This is a genomic window from Sphingopyxis macrogoltabida, from assembly GCF_001307295.1.
Classification (GTDB): domain Bacteria; phylum Pseudomonadota; class Alphaproteobacteria; order Sphingomonadales; family Sphingomonadaceae; genus Sphingopyxis; species Sphingopyxis macrogoltabida_B.
Genome location: NZ_CP012700.1, coordinates 4,302,988 through 4,320,454, shown reverse-complemented (window position 1 = coordinate 4,320,454; position 17,467 = coordinate 4,302,988). Strand labels below are relative to the sequence as shown.

General features: G+C 62.8%; 12 protein-coding genes, 1 tRNA gene and 1 pseudogene. 6 read left to right on the top strand and 8 right to left on the bottom strand.

The features are described from left to right. Positions 1-117 precede the first annotated feature (117 nt). From AN936_RS19990 to rtcA, 3 genes and pseudogenes are all read left to right on the top strand, one after another. The gene (locus AN936_RS19990) at positions 118-1,344 is read left to right on the top strand and encodes an RtcB family protein (protein WP_054589615.1); all 1,227 of its coding nucleotides are present in this window, start codon (positions 118-120) and stop codon (positions 1,342-1,344) included. A gap of 30 nt (positions 1,345-1,374) precedes the next feature. Further along, positions 1,375-2,171: pseudogene (locus AN936_RS19980) on the top strand (DNA polymerase beta superfamily protein). Continuing rightward, entirely contained in the window at positions 2,171-3,187 is a 1,017-nt protein-coding gene (gene rtcA, locus AN936_RS19975) for an RNA 3'-terminal phosphate cyclase (RefSeq protein ID WP_054589612.1), read from the top strand. The pseudogene AN936_RS19980 and the gene rtcA overlap by 1 nt, the downstream one beginning before the upstream one ends. Positions 3,188-3,254: 67 nt before the next feature. Here the strand turns inward: rtcA and AN936_RS25810 are convergent, their stop codons facing one another. Continuing rightward, positions 3,255-3,386, bottom strand: coding sequence for a hypothetical protein (locus AN936_RS25810; RefSeq protein WP_257719790.1), 132 nt, complete (start codon positions 3,384-3,386; stop codon positions 3,255-3,257). A 446-nt stretch (positions 3,387-3,832) separates the two neighbouring features. Here AN936_RS25810 and AN936_RS19965 point away from each other — a divergent pair. Then, positions 3,833-3,909: transfer RNA gene (locus tag AN936_RS19965), tRNA-Arg, on the top strand. 234 nt (positions 3,910-4,143) lie between these two features. On the opposite strand, the gene AN936_RS24330 is transcribed toward AN936_RS19965, so the two are convergent. Then, on the bottom strand, positions 4,144-4,356 hold the full coding sequence (locus AN936_RS24330) for a KTSC domain-containing protein (protein ID WP_084758556.1): 213 nt from the start codon (positions 4,354-4,356) through the stop codon (positions 4,144-4,146). Between the two features lie 460 nt (positions 4,357-4,816). Between AN936_RS24330 and AN936_RS19960 the strand changes: the two genes are divergently transcribed. Then, on the top strand, positions 4,817-6,040 hold the full coding sequence (locus AN936_RS19960; RefSeq protein ID WP_054589611.1) for an IS256 family transposase: 1,224 nt from the start codon (positions 4,817-4,819) through the stop codon (positions 6,038-6,040). Here AN936_RS19960 and AN936_RS19955 read toward each other — a convergent pair. The 6 genes from AN936_RS19955 to AN936_RS19930 all read right to left on the bottom strand — a co-directional run bounded on the left by AN936_RS19955 (position 5,967) and on the right by AN936_RS19930 (position 16,361). Further along, positions 5,967-7,595: an ATP-binding protein gene (locus AN936_RS19955; RefSeq protein ID WP_201782946.1), complete on the bottom strand. Its 1,629-nt coding sequence runs from the start codon at positions 7,593-7,595 to the stop codon at positions 5,967-5,969. The two genes, AN936_RS19960 and AN936_RS19955, sit on opposite strands and share 74 nt — an antisense overlap. Then, a complete protein-coding gene (locus tag AN936_RS19950; RefSeq protein WP_201782945.1) occupies positions 7,592-7,936 on the bottom strand; it encodes a hypothetical protein in 345 nt (114 codons plus the stop codon). The genes AN936_RS19955 and AN936_RS19950 overlap by 4 nt, the downstream gene beginning before the upstream one ends. 35 nt (positions 7,937-7,971) lie before the next feature. After that, positions 7,972-9,186 (bottom strand): IS256-like element ISSpma2 family transposase, encoded by a 1,215-nt coding sequence (locus tag AN936_RS19945; protein ID WP_006954973.1) that lies wholly within the window; start codon positions 9,184-9,186, stop codon positions 7,972-7,974. A gap of 132 nt (positions 9,187-9,318) precedes the next feature. Then, the gene (locus AN936_RS19940) at positions 9,319-10,245 is read right to left on the bottom strand and encodes an SIR2 family protein (RefSeq protein WP_201782944.1); all 927 of its coding nucleotides are present in this window, start codon (positions 10,243-10,245) and stop codon (positions 9,319-9,321) included. A 72-nt stretch (positions 10,246-10,317) separates the two neighbouring features. Continuing rightward, positions 10,318-13,710 (bottom strand): UvrD-helicase domain-containing protein, encoded by a 3,393-nt coding sequence (locus AN936_RS19935; protein ID WP_234715655.1) that lies wholly within the window; start codon positions 13,708-13,710, stop codon positions 10,318-10,320. Further along, positions 13,707-16,361 (bottom strand): PD-(D/E)XK nuclease family protein, encoded by a 2,655-nt coding sequence (locus AN936_RS19930; RefSeq protein WP_054589608.1) that lies wholly within the window; start codon positions 16,359-16,361, stop codon positions 13,707-13,709. The genes AN936_RS19935 and AN936_RS19930 overlap by 4 nt, the downstream gene beginning before the upstream one ends. A gap of 203 nt (positions 16,362-16,564) precedes the next feature. Here AN936_RS19930 and AN936_RS19925 point away from each other — a divergent pair, with 203 nt between their 5' ends. Then, positions 16,565-17,449 (top strand): WYL domain-containing protein, encoded by an 885-nt coding sequence (locus AN936_RS19925; protein ID WP_054589607.1) that lies wholly within the window; start codon positions 16,565-16,567, stop codon positions 17,447-17,449. Positions 17,450-17,467: the final 18 nt, after the last annotated feature.

Here is a 17,467-nt window from a genome sequence, read left to right as displayed (position 1 = left end):
GATGGGGTGGCCGGAATCGCCCGGCCACCCCCGAAGCCCGAAACGCGACGTGAAGATTTTCGGCAAGGCTCGCCTCCCGGCAAAGCTTGCTCCAGAAGGAAAGCGAGGAGGTCCGCGATGACGCAGACGACCTTTGAAGTGATGAATGTCGAGGGCGGACGCCCTGTCAAGATGTGGACGCGCGGCGTTCCCGTCGAGGATATGGCGCGTGCGCAGCTGACCAAGGCGGCGAAAATGCCGTTCGTGTTCAAGCATGTCGCCGCGATGCCCGACGTCCATGTCGGGATCGGCGCGACCGTCGGATCGGTGATCCCGACCAAGGGCGCAGTGATCCCGGCCGCCGTCGGCGTCGACATCGGCTGCGGCATGATGGCCGCGCGCACGACGCTGATGGCGCACGATCTGCCCGACAATCTGGAGGGCATCCGCAGCGCGATCGAGGCGGCGGTGCCGCACGGACGTTCGGTTGGCCGTGGCAAGCGCGACAGCGGCTCGTGGGGCGACCCGTCGGCCGCGATCATCGACGCCTGGGCGACGCTCGCCGAACGCTTCGGACGCATCGTCGCCAAGCATCCGCGGCTGAAGAACACCAACAACCTGACGCATCTGGGGACGCTCGGAACGGGCAACCATTTCATCGAGCTGTGCCTCGATCAGGATGCGCGGGTTTGGGTGATGCTGCATTCGGGTTCGCGCGGCGTCGGCAATGCGATCGGCACCTATTTCATCGACCTCGCGAAGCAGGACATGCGCAAATGGTTCATCAATCTGCCCGACGAAGACCTCGCCTATTTCCCGGAAGGGACCGACCATTTCGACGATTATGTCGAGGCGGTGGGCTGGGCGCAGGACTTTGCGGCGCTGAACCGGCGCTTGATGATGGCAAACGTCATCGCGGCGCTGCGGCTCCAGATCGCCAAGCCCTTCGAGGCCGAGGCCGAAGCGGTGAACTGCCATCACAATTATGTGACGCGCGAGAATCACTTCGGCGAGAATGTGCTCGTCACCCGCAAGGGGGCGGTGCGTGCGGCGAAGGGGACGATGGGGATCATCCCGGGTTCGATGGGCGCGAAATCGTTCATCGTGCGCGGGCTGGGCAACGCCGAAAGCTTCGATAGCTGTAGCCATGGCGCCGGCCGCGTCATGAGCCGCACCGCGGCGAAAAAGCTCGTCACTCTCGATGAGCATATCGCCGACACCGCGGGCGTCGAATGCCGCAAGGACGAAGGCGTCATCGACGAGACGCCGAAGGCGTACAAGCCGATCGAGGCGGTGATGGCGGCGCAGGCCGACCTCGTCGAGATCGTCCACACGCTGAAGCAGGTGGTGTGCGTGAAGGGGTGATCCCGTTCACGCCGCCATCGGGGAAAAATCATGTCATTGTCCGTATCCACCGCGATCGATCCCATCGTTCGGCAAGAGATTGACCATCGTCTCGGCAGGCTGGCGAGCGAAGAGGACGTGCGCCTGCTCCTTGCGATCGAATCGGGGTCGCGTGCGTGGGGCTTTCCCTCGCCTGACAGCGACTATGACGTGCGCTCCTCTATGTCCGGCCGCGCCGCGACTATCTGGCGCTGAGCCCGGTGCGCGACGTCATCGAGCGGGAAATCGTCGACGAGATCGATCTTAACGGCTGGGACATTCGCAAGGCACTGGGGCTGATGCTCAAGAATAATTCGGTGCTGTCCGAATGGGTCGGATCGCCGATCCGGTATCGCGACCCCGACCCAGTCATCGCGCGGATGGCCGAACTCAAGGACCGCCATTTCGACCCGAACGGGTTCGCGCTGCACTATGCGAAGCTCGGCAGGACCGCGATCGCGCGCTGGCTGAGCGATCCCGGCGAAGTCGCGGTGAAGCGCTATTTCTATGCGCTGCGCCCGGCCCTCGCCATCCGCGTGCTGCGGCGCGACCCGTCGCGCCGGCCGCCCATGCAATTGCAGCAATTGATGGCCGAGGCAGCGCTGACGCCGTCGACCGCCGAGGAGATCGAGCGGTTGGTGACGCTCAAGGCGAGCACGCGCGAAGCGGGTCTGATCGCGCGCGTGCCCGAGATCGAGGCGCTGATCGCGGATGAGCTGGCGCGCGCCGGTGAGGTCCCGGCGCGTCCGCCGAGCGAGGCCTTCGCAGCCGAAGCGAACGACCTGTTTCTGGATTTGGTAGAAGAATAATGATCATCATCGACGGATCGGAAGGCGAAGGCGGGGGGCAGGTGCTGCGCTATGCGTGCGCGTTGTCGCTGCTGACCGGTCAGCCCTTCACGATCGAGAATATCCGCGGCGGACGCGAAAAGCCGGGGCTCATGCGCCAGCATGTGACCGCGATCGAGGCGGCATGCGTGATCGGCGGCGCCGAATGCTCCGGCCTCGCCGTCGGATCGAACGGTATATCCTTCCGTCCCGGACGCGTGACGCCGGGCGACTATCATTTCGCGGTCGGTACCGCCGGCAGCACCGGGCTTGTCCTCCAGACGGTGCTCGTGCCGCTGATGACGGCCGATGCCCCGTCGCGTCTCGTCATCGAAGGCGGGACGCACGCGATCGCCGCGCCGCCGTTCGAGTTTCTGGAGCGTACGCTGCTCCCGGTGATAAATCGCATGGGACCGACCGTGTCGGCACGCCTTGTCCGCCATGGCTTTTTCCCGCGCGGCGGTGGCCGGATCGAGATCGATATCGCGCCGGCGCCGCTGCGGGCGATCGAATGTGTCGATCGCGGCCGCGCCGTGTCGGTGCAGGCAACCGCGATCGTCGCAGGCATTCCGTTCGACATCGCCGACCGCGAGCTGAAAAGCGCCCAGAAGACCCTCTCCGGCTGGCCCGCGGAGGCGTTCGTGACGCGTCAGCTTCCGGCCGATCAGGGACCCGGCAACGCGCTGCTGCTAGAGGCTCGCTTCGACAACGTAACGGAACTGGTGTCGGGGTTCGGGAAGCTTGGCGTTCCCGCGGAGCGGCTGGCGACGACGGCCGCGCGGCGCATGGCGGGTTATCTCGCGTCGGACGCCTTTGCCGGCCCCTATCTGCAGGATCAGCTTCTCTTGCCGATGGCCATCGCGCGCGGCGGGAGATTTACGACGGTCAAGCTCAGCGAGCATAGCAACACCGCTGCTGCGCTCATCGAACGGTTTACCGGCAGTCGTTTCCATATCTCCACCGGCGACAATGGAAATCTCGTCGAACTGATCGTCTGACCTCTCCGGTTGCCGGATGCCGGCTTTTGGGACCAGGCGCCCAAAGCCGGCATCGGCACACGACCGATCAGCCGTTACGGCCTTCGGACCGCTTCCGCACCGCGTCGAAGTCGTGGCGGACGAGCAATTCGCCGTTCCGCCACACCGGCACCAGCAGATCTTCGCCCGCCGCGACGCTGTCGAGTCGGGCCGTCGCCATCTGCTGTCCTTAATCACGACCGCCTACCGTCCGGCCTTGCTCGCCTTGCCGGGATCGGTGCTCGAATAGCGCCGAATAAATTGCCCTCACCACAGGCGACCTCCGACAATCTGATTGCTGGCACCGCGCCAGCTTGCTAGAGGGCCCAGCCTGCGCACCCGTAGCTCAGCTGGATAGAGCGCTGCCCTCCGAAGGCAGAGGTAAGTCAAGTGGCTTTGTTGTGGGTGTAGAAAATGTCGATAGAAACCAAGGAATTGGTGGAAGTCGATAGAACTGTGAAAATCGCTCTCTTGGTCGCGGAAGCACCACGGAAGCAAACTTTAAGGAGGTTGTAGAGTAAGAACGACGGAAGTTGGCGGCCCTCGGAACCGCATGAATGACGTTGATTCGAGTAACTGGTTTCGGGATTGACCTTGGTTGATCTCGCACACTATCAAAACGACGATGCACCCGTAGCTCAGCTGGATAGAGCGCCACCCTCCGAAGGTGGAGGCCACACGTTCGAATCGTGTCGGGTGCGCCACCCTCTTTTGAGGTTGGCTTGATGGGTCGAGCCTCGCTCCCCTAAACTAATTTCAAATTCACAGCGTGCTTGTCGTAACCGTCATAATGGCGTCGGCTGCTTAATCTACGAATGACATGCTTTGGAACTTAAAAAAGCCCGTCGGACGCCAGCTTGATAACAAGCTGTTGACTTGCCGTCAGGGGCAAGCCTTTTCCATCGTAAGCGAGCCATTGGGCAGCACCAGTGCGGGTCCTATCCAACGCGGGAATACGGATAAGCGTTCCTGATATAGGTGTTGAGGAATTGCCCTTTTGACGGAGCTGCCATTAGCTGCTCATGCAATCCGGCAGGTACGTTGAAATACTGGTATATCGAGCCGTTCGTGAATTCGATTTCCAGCGTTTCACTACCGGGATCGTAGCCGATGGACGCGATGTTGCTGGAGGAAACAGGGTCTCTAAGCATGTGTCTTCCTATTGCTCATCTTCGTTGATGGGAATTCGATCTATTGCAATGTTCCGTACGACAGCGGTTGTTCGTTGCGCCCGCCACGACGCCACCATGCGATCATAGCCTTCCGCCACGCGTCGGGTCCGCCAAGCTGCGCTTACTTCGGGGTCAGAACTGCGGGGCAAGCAATCTGCCGGGGGAAGCGATACACGGCAACGCACGGGCAGTCGTGCGGCTTCACCAGAGATGATGGTCTCCCCCGTCCGCAAGACTGGCAGTAGGTCCATGAGGCCTGATAAATTGTCAGGAAGAGCACCCTTCACGCGGCCGCGATCGGCTGGGTTGGAGAGGCGCAGTGCTATGAGCGTTCCGCACTGGGTGCTGTCGCGAATGTGGTGGAGTTTCGGGGTTGGCGTAGTCTCCGGGCATTGACCCAACCCTGAACGGCGGTTGCCGCCGCCGTGGAGACCACGCCATGGATGAGACTACGACGATGCAGACGCCCTCGCCACTTTTCGGTGCGGGCTGGAGCGATCCGCTGGAAGACGAGGTGCGCGGCCGGGTTCGCGCCTTCATCGAGGAGATCCTTGAGGAGGAGCTTTCGGCCGCGCTCGGGCGGGGCCGCTACGAGCGCGGCGATGAGGTCGGGCTCGGCTGGCGCAACGGCCACCGCGTTCGGCAGGTGATCGGCACGTTCGGCGCCGAGACGGTCCGCGTGCCGCGGGCGCGGCTTGTGCGCGAGGATGGCGGGACGGCGGAATGGCGCTCGAAGGCGCTGCGCCGTTATCAGCGACTGACGAAGCGGGCCGAGGCGTTGATCGCCGGCGCCTATCTCGCGGGGACGAACACGCGCCGGGTGCGCCGGGCCCTGGCGGCGCTGTTCGACGGTGCCGTGGGCAAGGATGTGGTCAGCCGCACCTGGCGCAAGCTCCGGACCGACTGGGAGGCCTGGAACGCTCGGGATCTCCGCGATGAGGACATCGTCCGGCTCATTCTCGACGGCACGGTGGTCCGGGCGAAGATCGACCGCAAGGCGACGGCGATCTCTCTGCTGGTGGCGATCGGCGTGCGCCGGGACGGCCAGAAGGTGCTGTTGGCGTTGAAGAACATGGGCGGTGAGAGCACTGCCGCCTGGACCGCCTTGCTCGAGGACATGACCCGCCGCGGCCTGAACGCGCCCGAACTGGTCATCGTCGACGGCGCGCCCGGGCTCGAGGCCGCCCTGGCGGCGCTCTGGCCTGACGTTCCGGTCCAGCGGTGCACGGTGCACAAGCACCGCAACCTGCTCGCGCATGCGCCGAAGCGGCTCCATGACGAGCTGACCAACGACTACCGCGACATGATCTACGCCGAGACCGCCGCCGACGTGGAAGGCCGCCGCAAGGCCTTCCTGCGCAGATGGCGCCTGAAGTGCCGGGCCGTCGCCGACAGCCTCGAGGAGGCCGGTGACCGGCTCTTCACCTTCACCCGCCTGCCGCCGGGCCAATGGAAATCGGCCCGGACCACCAACGCCGTCGAGCGGCTGCACGAGGAGTTCAGGCGACGCATCAAGACCCAGACCGTCCTGCCCGAGGCCGAGACCGCGCCCATGCTGTTCTGGGCGCTGCTGGCCTCTGGTCAGATCGTCATGCGCAAGGTCGATGGCTGGGAGACGCTCGCCGAGCCCCTCGCCGCCACGTCCATTGATCTCGCCGCATGATCGCGTAACCTTCGCCGCACCGGAGATCGCCAGCCGCGAATTTCCACCACTCCCCAGACAGCACCCCGCACTGGGAGAGGATAGTCTCATCGATTTCGGAAGGGCGCTGCGAGACGAGCATGGCTCCAACTCCGTACTTGCGACCCTCTTTTGCGATGCGCTTCACGACATCCGCAGCGACATTGCCGCTATCTGGGCCCACGTACCGATGGGCTTCCTCCATCACGATCAGCAGAGGCCGGAGCACGCCACCTTCTGTCTTTTCCCGGCTCCAATAGAGCGCCTCGTAGACAACGCGGAGTATGGAACCAATCAGCCGGACCAAGACGCTGCTGGGTACGCCGGAGAGATCAAGGATTGTGATTGGACGGTCGTGACCAAGCCAGCCGGCGAGCAGCGTATCAAGATCCTGTGCCGTTTGCCCGGCGAGGTCGGGCTCCCAAGGGCCGGGATGGAGGACAAAGTCGTACCGCCGGTCCAGAAGACGAGAGCGCAGCAGGTTAATCGGGCGGCGGATGCCCTTAGCGGCCTGATTGAGGAACGGCCCAGCAGCTCCCATAGCGTGCGGCGTGTATCGAGGAGCGGTTAAAGTTTCCGGGTTGCCCGCCGCTTCGAGTGCAGGCTGGTCGCGCTGCGGCCCGGTGAATGTGGCTGTTTCAAAGTCAATCAGGTCATACCAGAGCTGCTTCAGCGAGAACGGCACCGGACTGTCAACCGTGAGGGATTGAGGGTCGAGCCCGGGCAGTGCGCCAGCGCCCAGCCGGTTTTGCTTCAACTCCTGAATCTTGTCGGTAAACGCCATCAGATGATTGTCGCTGAGGCTGCCAGCGACGAAGTCGAGCAGTTCTTCAGCTTCCAGCGCCCAATAGGGCACAAACAGAGGCTCCTCACCGGGGGACGGCGTAGCACTGAACGTTTTGGCGAGATCTCCGAGTGCAGCGGAATACTCCCCGTGCACATCCAATAGAAGTATCCGGGCGCCGCTAGTGGCTACACTCTCCGACGAGCGAACTATGGAACGCAGTATACTCGCAACGGTTGTTGACTTACCTGCGCCCGTCGAACCGACGATGGCGCTGTGGCGAGTTACAAGCGCGTCGAGTGACAGCCGCACAATGATATTCTCGGCGCTTGAAAGCGTTCCAATTTCGACCTGATCTTCCTCTGTCCCGCCATATATGCGGAGGAGATCTTTCTGGGTCACCAAATGGACTGCATCATCAACATTGGGATGTTGACTGAGGCCACGCTCAAAATATTCGCCTGTGGCTTCGCCAGCCAGTTCGACCCGCATCCAGCGCCCGGTGTCCTGCCCGTCGGCTTCCAGAACGGCTACGGCATCCGTCACAGCTCCCGCCCCAATCTCGGCAACAACACCGTAGAGGTCCTGATAGCCAAGAGGTATACGGACAAAGCTCCCGACCTGACCGACGCGGTAGGTATGACCAGCTATCATTGCCAGTCCGGACGAGAGGGATTCTGCCAGCCTTACGGTGATGGTCGAGCCGGAAACAGCACTTACCCTTCCGAGATAAGTAGGGTCGGTTGCACTCATGCCGGCACCTCACTCGGATCAGTGTCGTCAATCGCGAGACCCGCGGCAGCTTGGCGAGCCAGGTCCGGCGAGTAGGACAGCGCGCAGAAGCGACTAAAACTTGCAAAGTCGCCCAGGAGAAAGGCATCTCCGCTGCCACGTTTGCCCCAGAAACTGGAACGGATATCCCCCCAGTTCTTGGGCAAATCACCCAATCGCCACTGTCCAGGAATACCGCCGATCACAGCAGCATCTGAGGCATAAACTGATAGGTTTGGGTGTTCGAACGCAAGCTTCCGTGCGGGTTCCTCTTCAGCAAGAGTCTGGAATTGCAACGCAATGACCGCGGTCGCGTCCGTCAAGGTGGTGTAATTTCGGCTGTGGCCGTGGGCCATCGTCAGGCGGCTTTGGCGGTGATGTGTAGGGGCTGATTTTCCTCCTCGATCATGGGTTGGTTGAGTTCGGCCATGCCTTCGATCTGCATGTATCGGTGCTGGAGCTGCCACTCGTCGTTCTGCTCCATCAGCACAGCCCCGACGAGGCGGATGATGCTGTCTTCGTTCGGGAAGATTCCGACGACGTCGGCGCGGCGCTTGACCTCCTTGTTGAGCCGCTCGAGCGGATTGGTTGAGTGTAACTTCGTGCGGTGCTGGGTGGGGAAGCCGGTGTAGGCGAGCACGTCGGTTTCGGCCTCGTCCATGCAGGCGCCGAGCTTGGGCCAACGGGTGCGCAACTGGTCGGCGACCTGTCGCCAGACCTGCGTTGCGCTTTTCTGATCGGGCTGCAGGAAGACCTGGCGGATCGCGGCGGCGACGACAGTGTTCTGGCCCTTGGGCACATAGGACAGGGCATTGCGCATGAAGTGCACCCGGCAGCGCTGCCAGGTGGCGCCCATGACGCGGGTGATCGCGCCCTTGAGGCCCTCGTGAGCATCGGAGATGACCAGCTTCACGCCGGTAAGACCGCGCCGAACAAGGTCCTTCAGGAAGTCGGACCAGAAGACCTCCGCTTCCGAGGGGCCGATATGCAGGCCGACGATCTCGCGCCGGCCCTCGGTGTTGACGGCCATGGCGATTATTGCGGCAACGCTGATGATCCGCCCGCCTTCGCGTACCTTGAGATAGGTGGCATCGAGCCAGAGATACGGCCATTCGCCGGTGAGCGGGCGTTTCAGAAAGGCATGGACGCGCTCGTCAATGTCCTTGCAAAGCTTGGAGACGGTGGACTTGGAGATGCCGGTCATGCCCATGGCCTGGACGAGTTCATCGACCCGCCGGGTGCTGACCCCGCCGATCCACGCTTCCTGGATCACCGCAACCAGCGCTTTCTCGACCATCTTGCGGGGCTCAAGGAAGCCCGGAAAATAGGACCCAGCACGCAGCTTGGGGATTTTCAGGTTCAGCGTGCCTACCCGGGTATCCAGCGAACGGTCGCGATAGCCGTTGCGCCAGGTCGCGCGCTCGCTGCTGCGTTCGTGGCGACCCGCGCCGATCAGGCCATCAACGTCGGCCTCCATGATCAGCTGCAGCACGTTCTCGGCGATGGTGCGCAAAAAATCCGGTTGGCCGCCCTTTGCAGCCAGCTCTTCGATCAGTAATCTGTCCTCGGTCATCGGGAACTCCTCTTCGTCACGGTTGAAGTGTGCAAACTCCACCATAACGATGAACCCGGTGGCCACCAGCGACGCCGCATTCCGGGGTGGGGCATGCCCCACCCCGGAATACACCATCGCCTACACCGGAAATTACACCACGAGCGCGGACGCTAACATGACCGCTGCATTGGCATTCATTGCGAGCGCCTCGCCCAGCACTGCACAGATATGGGCATCTCGAAACGAAAATCCCGTCGTCAGAAGCACCGTATCCGGGGTCAGCAAAAACCGCTTCAGTCTCTCGAACAGCGCCGCATAAGGCTGCTTCTGAGTGAGATCGTACTTCAGGTGGTCCGGGTATACGAGTTCGGTACAATCTGCACCTCCGCTCCTCACCACAGTACCATTCTCACTTTTCCAGCCGAGTGATCCGTGCAGTTTCCAAACGCGCGACCAACGCGGGGGCAAATCGTTGCCTGCTACAGTGACCGGATCAAAAAAGGGTGCATGCCCCCCAGAAAAGCCGTCGAAATACGGTGCTTTTGCCTGCTCAAAGGCGGATTCAATCAATAGGTCGTAGTTTGTCGTGAATATTTCTATGGGATGGGCCCGCTGCGTACCGCTCACCCAAGATACCAGTTCGTGATATGGCGTTCGACCTTCAGGTAGCTTGGCGCCGACGATCTCTCCGATAGCTGCGCAAATCGACTTCCCCAACCCAGCATAGCCTGCACCATCCAGCCCGTGCATTGGCGTGTCCCCCAGCGCTGTCTGAAGGAGACGAACCTTAGACAATATGGTCTCGATGTTGCCGCCATCCGGCAGCGAGTTGCGGATTGCAGCCGCTGCGGTTGCTTCCGTTCCAGTAAGGTGAACCAACGCCTGATCTGTCAGAACATTTACGCCCGGGATCAGCGGCTGACCTGTGGGGTCAAGTTTGCCGTGTGCATCTACTCTTACGGATAGCGGGCCACCCGCGCCGATTAGAACACCAATGCGTTTGCGACCTTGTGACAAGATCTGGCGAAGATCCGCCATAAAACGATCTGGATTATGCACCGTATCTAATACGCTCATCGTTCCTGTTGCCTTCCCCGCACCAAAGTAATTGTGTTTGATGTTCGAATAAGATTGCCTGCTTGAACAGCGTTACAACGCGGAGCTTTGTGAGGGCAGAACTGGTATGACCACTCCGGGTGTCATCAGCACAATCAAGCCGCGCTCTGCTCTGGTCACGTCGAGATAGGCCCTCACCTGCGCGCGATAATGATCGAGTGTCTCCGCCGCCGCCGTCACATCACTTTTCCAGTCCACGACGACGGCGGGGCGGCCCTCGGCCATCAGGGTCAGGGCGTCAGCGATCCCGGCCGTTGCGATTTCCACGCCGTCGGACATCTGTGCGGAGTAGACAGGAAATTCGGCAACAAGCTCCGGCCGCAAGGCTTTGATTTCAGGCAAAGCAAGAGTTCGGGTCACACAGGCCGCCAATTCCAGCGCCGACAGTCCTGTCGCCGCGTCGGCAGCCGGAGCCTTGCCGAGGGCACGGATAAGCTCGCCAGCTCGTTTGGTCAGGGCGGCTTCCGCTTCTTGGACTTCACCTGTCAGCACCTCTTCCATGAGCTTGTGGAGGATCAGCCCGCGCTCGCGGCCGCCCTGTACGAGGGCAGCGGTTTCCAGCACGGGGCCGGGGTCATCGGACGATCCCGTCCAGAGGGAGGTTTCTTCTTCTCGCAGTACGGTCCCGGCGGCATTTTCGTCACGGCTGGGCGCAAGCCAGGTCAACCGCGCCTGCGCGGCTTCGATGGCTTCGGCTTCCTCGGCAAAGCTCACGCGTGTCTGGGTGTTGTCTGCGCTCGCACCGGCGGCTGCGAGATCGGCAGGCAGGTGAGATACGTCCAGACCTGGCAGGTCGGCCAGCGACAGGTCGACGAGACCGATCCAGGCCGATTTCGAGGGTGTGACATCGAGCCGAGGCAAGACGAGGAGTTCACGGGCGCGGGTGGCCGCGACATACCAAAGCCGGATACGTTCGCGGTCCAGCTCATCCTTCTCTGCTTGGCGCGCTGTTTCGTAGCCCTCGGGCGTAACACCCAGGACTGGGCAATAGAAGGTCTCGGTCTGACGTTCGATGATGGCGTTGTCGGGCGCCATGACGCCGGTCATGGTGTTGATCGGAATGACGATCGGCCATTCCAGCCCCTTGGCCGCGTGCATGGTGAAGAGCGCTACCGCTTCCTCCTGCGCGTCGGGTCGTCCCTCAACTGCGCGGGCCTCGTCGGACCACGCGGCTGTCATCGCCTCGGAGAAGGCGCGCAGGCCGCGCACAGCGTAGCCAGTCGACAGACTAAGATAGAGATCGACATTGGCGAGCGCGCGCTCGGCCTGACCGCGGTGACGCTCAAGGAGAAGCGGACGGACGCGCAACACGTCTACGGCCTGCGAGAGTAGCTCGTGCGGGGTCGTGCTGTTGCCGCGCCGGGAGAGCGATTGCAGCCGCTCGATGACATCGCGCGCGAGCGGATGCATGATGAAAGCAGGGTCGATGCTGAGGTCCAGGCGCGGAATCCGATCCGGTTGTTCCTCCGAGCGGGGAAGTCCCCAGATGATGTCCAGCAGATTTTCTTCGGTGAGGCCAACCAGCGGCCCGCGCAGCACCGCGCCGAGCGCGAGCGTGTCGCGGCGGTCGGCCAGAACGCGGGTCAGCGCGATCAGATCCTGCACCTCCTGGCGGCGGAACAGCCCCTTGCCGGCCTGGGTCGCGACAGGGATGCCGCGGCGTTCGAGGGCTTCCTCATAGCGCCACAGCTCCGCGCCCGTTGGCGCCAGCAAGGCGATGTCGCCCGGCTGGCAGGGGCGCTCTGCGCCGCTGCGACGGTCGATGATGGGGTGGCTTTCGATCAGCCGGGCGCACAGCTCGGCGATAGCATCGGCTTCGGCGTCGCGCTGCTGTTCGGCGCTGGCCTTGCCGTTTTCGTCGGCCACGGCGATGTCTAGAGCCGCCACGCACAGGCCGCCCCGATCGTCATGGAACGGGTCGAGAGCGGTGAAGCCCGGCTGGCCATCGGCCGAGAGAACGGCCTCAAAGCGTTCATTGACGAATGTGAGGATCGAGGCGCAGGAGCGGAAATTGGTTGAGATCGACAGGAGACTGTCGGCGTCCTGGTCGCGGAAGGCATCACGTGCCTGCACATAGGCGCCGACATCGGCGCCCCGGAAGCGATAGATCGCCTGCTTGGGGTCGCCGACCAGGAAGAGCGCCCCCGGCCGGATTTGGAACCGCGTCCAGTCATCATGGTCATCGACCGGCTCGCCACACAACCGCCAGAAGATTTCTGTTTGCAGGGGGTCGGTGTCCTGAAACTCGTCGACGAGGACATGGGCGAAACGCTGTCCCAGAGCTTGGCGCACGGCGTCATGGTCGCGGAGCAAGTCGCGAGCAGCAAAAATCAGATCGTCAAAGTCGAGGTGGGCGCTGGCGCGCTTGTGGTCGCGGTAGCGTTGCAGGATCGGACGCGCTTCGTCGATCAGCGCGGCCAGGGCATGACCGGCGACGGCCTGCGTCAATGTAACCCAAGCGTCGCAACAAGACGTGTAGTGTGTTTCGGCGGTGTCGTTCAGCCGGTCGCCATCGGCCTTGGAGAGGCCAGCCTGTTTGGCTGTAGCGGCCCATTTGCCCTTTTTGCGGTAGGACGCGAAAGTGCCGGTCTTGGTACAAAGGTCCGGGTGTGGTCGCGCGGTCAGGAGCCTAACAAGGCCCGCAGGCGTCGCAGGATTAGGGCCGTTCGCCACGTCGGCCGCCATTTCGGTCAGCCGCTCGACGATTGTAACCGTTTCTGGCTCGGCCGCAGCCACGCCTTCCATGAAGCTCGCGAAATCCGCTGTGGCTTGCCGAAACGCCGCGAGGTGGCCGTCAAGTGGAGAGACCGGCGGCGCTGTGAGTGTGGGGCGACGGCGCATATTCTCGGTGATCTTGTGGATGAGCGCCACGGTCTCACCGGGGCTGTGCAGCACCATCTCGGCCAGGACACCGCCTTGACCGCCCGACAGGCGTTCGCGCAGCCAACCATCGACAATCTCAAGGAAGGTGAGATCGGCCTGGTTACGATCCATGACGCCTGCGCCAGGATCGATGTCTGCCTCCGCCGGATAGGGCTTAATCAGGCGCTGGCAGAAGCCGTGGATGGTTGAGCAGGTGATTTCGTCGATCGCTGCGCTGGCGGCGGCGAGATTGTCGCGATGGGCCTGGGACAACCCATCAGGCAATGCCACGCGCAGTTCGGTCGCAATCGTGCCGACCGAGAGATCGGCGACGAACTCGCGGACACGCGATAGCAGCTCACTCGCTGCGAGTTCGGTGAAGGTGACGGCGGCAATGGAGTACGGCGCGACGCCTTCGGCCAGCATGGCAGCGATGCGGCCAGCCATGACGGCGGTCTTGCCTGAGCCCGCGCCAGCCTCGACCAGGATCGAGCGATCATGGAGGCTGATCGCGGCGCGGCGCGCACCGTCGTCTTGCAGTACCTTGGACACGCTATTCATCATTCCGCCTCCCAGACCTGAGCGACTTCGCCAAGCCGCTCCGTGGCGGCAGGCATTTTGCGTTTGCAGTAGGTGGCGCTGGCATTGGCCGGCAGGGCGAAGGCGAGGTCGTCATAGTCGCTGCCGGTGTCCGGGCCAGGCAGGGCCGCGCCTCCGGCGAGACTCGACCGTGCCGCGCGCAGATAGCCTGTGATCTCCGCCAGCACGGCCTCGGGATCGTCGAGCTGGAGATCGACGGGCTCGCGCGGGTAGAGCAGCGAGGCGCTGATGGCGACATCGTCGCCGAGAAGCGCCTTCACCGCGAAGGCGTAAAGACAGCGCTGAAGCTCGCGTCCACCGTTCAGACGTATCTCGCCGCGCGGCGGCCGTCCGGTCTTGTAGTCCCGTACGAGGGCGCGCTTACCATCGCCCGAGATGTCGAGCCGGTCGATATAGCCCGCAATGTTGAAGCCCGTTTCGGGGATAGCGACCGGCGCATTCGCATCCCAGGGCGTCTCTGCCTCGGATTTCGGCTCGGAGCCACCGAAGGGCACCTCTCCATAAGAGCGTGTGCCCGGAAGGACATCATCACCGTAAGCCAAGGCGCGTCCCGCCAGCACGCGAGCGTCCTCAAGCGTACGGCTCCAGATGACGGCTGGCGGAACCGGGCGCTCGCTTTCCCAATCGGCGGCGACGGCTTGTGCAGCTTGCGCAACTGCGGCTTCGATAGTCGCGGCGTCGGCGTCGGCGAGCCCCTCTCCGGTCTCGAGGTCACGCAAGGCGCGGTCGAGAACCAAGTGAACGAGATCGCCGGTCCCGAGCGCGTCGAGCACGAGCGGTTCGGCGCTGCTCTGCGGTTCACGCCATCCGAATGCATAGACCCACACGAAGCTCAACGGATTGCGCAGCAGACGGCGTAGCGAGCTTGCCGACTGGGTGCGGCCGAGGATGGCGAGAACGAGCGGATGATCCGCCCGCACGAGCCCGTCATGGGGTGTGATCTCGGCCTGCCGCCAGTCCCGCCAGCAACTCAGCGCACCGATTGCTTGCGGATCGGCGGCGAACTCTTGGGGCCGGGCCATGAGGCGGTCTGTCTCGCTGAAGGCGTGCGCCGGCGTCGCGTTGCGACGCAGATAGGTTTCGTCGCCACGCCCGGCGAGCAGAGGACTGCGACCGAGCAGACGCCCGTCGCTGTCACGCCGGGCGCGCGACAGGACAACGGTATCGGCTGTCGTCGCGAGGATCGTCTCGAAGTCACGGCGGTCGGCGAGGTTGACTGGCAGAGGGTCGAGCACAGGGGTCGGAATGATATGGTGCGGGATCAACCGATCCTCGGTGATTCCGCGCGGCCAGCGCGAGGAATTGAGCCCGAGGAGCCGCACGAAGCGACGCGGCGATGCCGCGAGCGCGCTGGCCGGCATCCAGGCGATAGAGACGCACGCCTCCAGTTCGTCGTCCTGCTTCAGGGTTTCCAATGTTGCATCGATCGAGGCAGCAGGACCGGCGAGCAGAGCTTTGCGCCAGATCGAGAGAGCGCGGCCCGCGAGGAAGGCTTCTCCGATCTCGCTGGCGGCTTCTGATCCCTTCACAAGGATCTCGACTGCCATGCGTAGCGCCGCAACATGGTCGGCGCCGTCGGGCCAATCCTCCGGCGTCAGCCTGGCCAGCAGGCGATTCCATGCTTCCGCGGTCGAAAGCGGCGCATCGGTCGGCAGCACCCGCAGCCAGCCTTCGGGAAGGGTCTCGAAAGGCCCGCTGTCCCGGCAGAGCGCTGCGAGGCGGCGTAGCCGCGACTGCGACAGGCCGCGGATCACAATGTCGGCCAGCGCAGCAGCAGCCTGACCCTCGCGGGTAGTGACAGTGCGGATACCATGGACGAAGTGCAGGTCTATATTGGCATCGTTGCGCAGGGCCAGGAAATGATCATCGTAGTCTGCGGGCGAAGCGGTCGCGATGGCGATCTCCGAGGCCGATACGCCCGAAGAGAGTAGTCTTCGAGCCCAGCGCATTGCTTCAATGGCCTCGTGATAGGATGTCGCCGCGCTAACGGAACTGACCCCCGGCGTCTGCTCCGGTGCGCGCGCGATCGTGACGCCAGTGCCCTCCAGCCACGCTGGCACGCTTCTTGGGCCGGCCGTCCATTGCACGGGGATATGAGCCGTCAGGGCCTGGAGCAACGGCCGCCAGCAGGGCGAGAGTTCGGTAAGGCCAGCGATCTCAATCGAACCAAAGACCGTCTGCGCATGGGCGATACGGGCGGTTGCGGCCATGACGATGTCGAGAGGTCGCATCATGCCAGGCGGAAGCTGTTCGAGGACGGCAGCTTCCAGGCGCGCGAAAGCGGCGAGACGTGGATGGTCGGCCGCGCGAGTGGCAAGATCGATGCCCGCACGCCATGCTTTGTGAAGCGTGTCGACCGCCGCATCGATCATGCCCGGAAGCGCCTTGATTTCCTCTAGTTCTCCCATCGGGGTAGCGGGCAGAGCTGCTTGGATAGCCGCACGCAGGCTGTCGTCATCAATGGCCCGCGCAAAGCCGCCCGCCAGCCGAACTGCGGCCTGCTCGAAGGACATAATCTGAAGACCGTGCCGGCCGCTGCGGGCCGCCGCCAGGCGACTCTCACGCATGGCAAGGCGGCCATGAACGACCAGAGTGGATCGATGCGAAAGGGCCATAACCGTCTTCCTCCTCCCGGACTCCGCCTTGGGCTGAGAATCATGCCGGCGCTCTGGCGCTCCCACCATTGCCGCCGCATGCTTTGCCTCCCGCCCCGAATCTGATCGCCCATTGACGACAGACCGCAATGAGCATAATAAATACACGGACTATTATGGATTGTCCATATAGTTTTGATTCTGACTTGCGTGAGGCGAACACGATGGCGGAAGCCGCGACGGTGCTGAAGTGGGGGGTGGAGCGCCGACTCGAATTCATCGAGTTCCGACTGTTCTGGGAGGGCTCTATAAACCGCGCCGCCCTCGTTGAGACGTTTGGGGTGTCGGTGCCGCAGGCGTCCAAGGATTTGGCCCTGTATCAGGAGCGCGCTCCGGGCAACATGGAATATGACACGCGCGCCAAGCGCTATGTCGCCGCGGAACGGTTTGTCCTGCGTTTCCTTGAACCTGACCCTTACATCTACCTCTCGCAGCTTCGTTCGATCGCCGAAGGTTCTGTGCCGGCAAGCGATTCGTGGATTTCGGTTTTTCCTGGTGCTGATGTCGCGATGGCACCTCGACGGGACATAGACATAGCTGTCCTGCGCAAGATTCTCGACGCCACCCGCGAAGGCGTCTCTATCGACATTTTCTATCAGTCGATGAACAAGGCTCGGCCAGACCCAATCTGGCGTCGCATCACCCCCCACGCATTCGGCTATGATGGTTTTCGCTGGCACGCCCGAGCCTATTGCCATCTAGAGCATAAGTTCAAAGATTTCCTGCTGCCACGCGTTCTGGATGCTGGCGCCAAGAGTGAACCGGGAGAACTCGGTGAGCGGGACTGGCTCTGGAACAATTATTTTGACGTGATTATTGGTCCGCATCCCGCTCTGACGGCCAGTCAGAAGCAGGTTGTCGCCAAAGATTACGGATTAGATCACGGCAACGACGTACTCACGGTTCGTTATGCGATGCTCTTCTATGTATTGAAGCGCCTTGGTTTGCTTGGTGATGCTGCAAAGCAAAGTCCATACACTCAGCATATCGTGACTATAAATCGCAAGGAAACTGAAGACGCGCTTGAACGAGCGGAGCTTCAGCTATGAGTGCCCGGGGAGATGAAT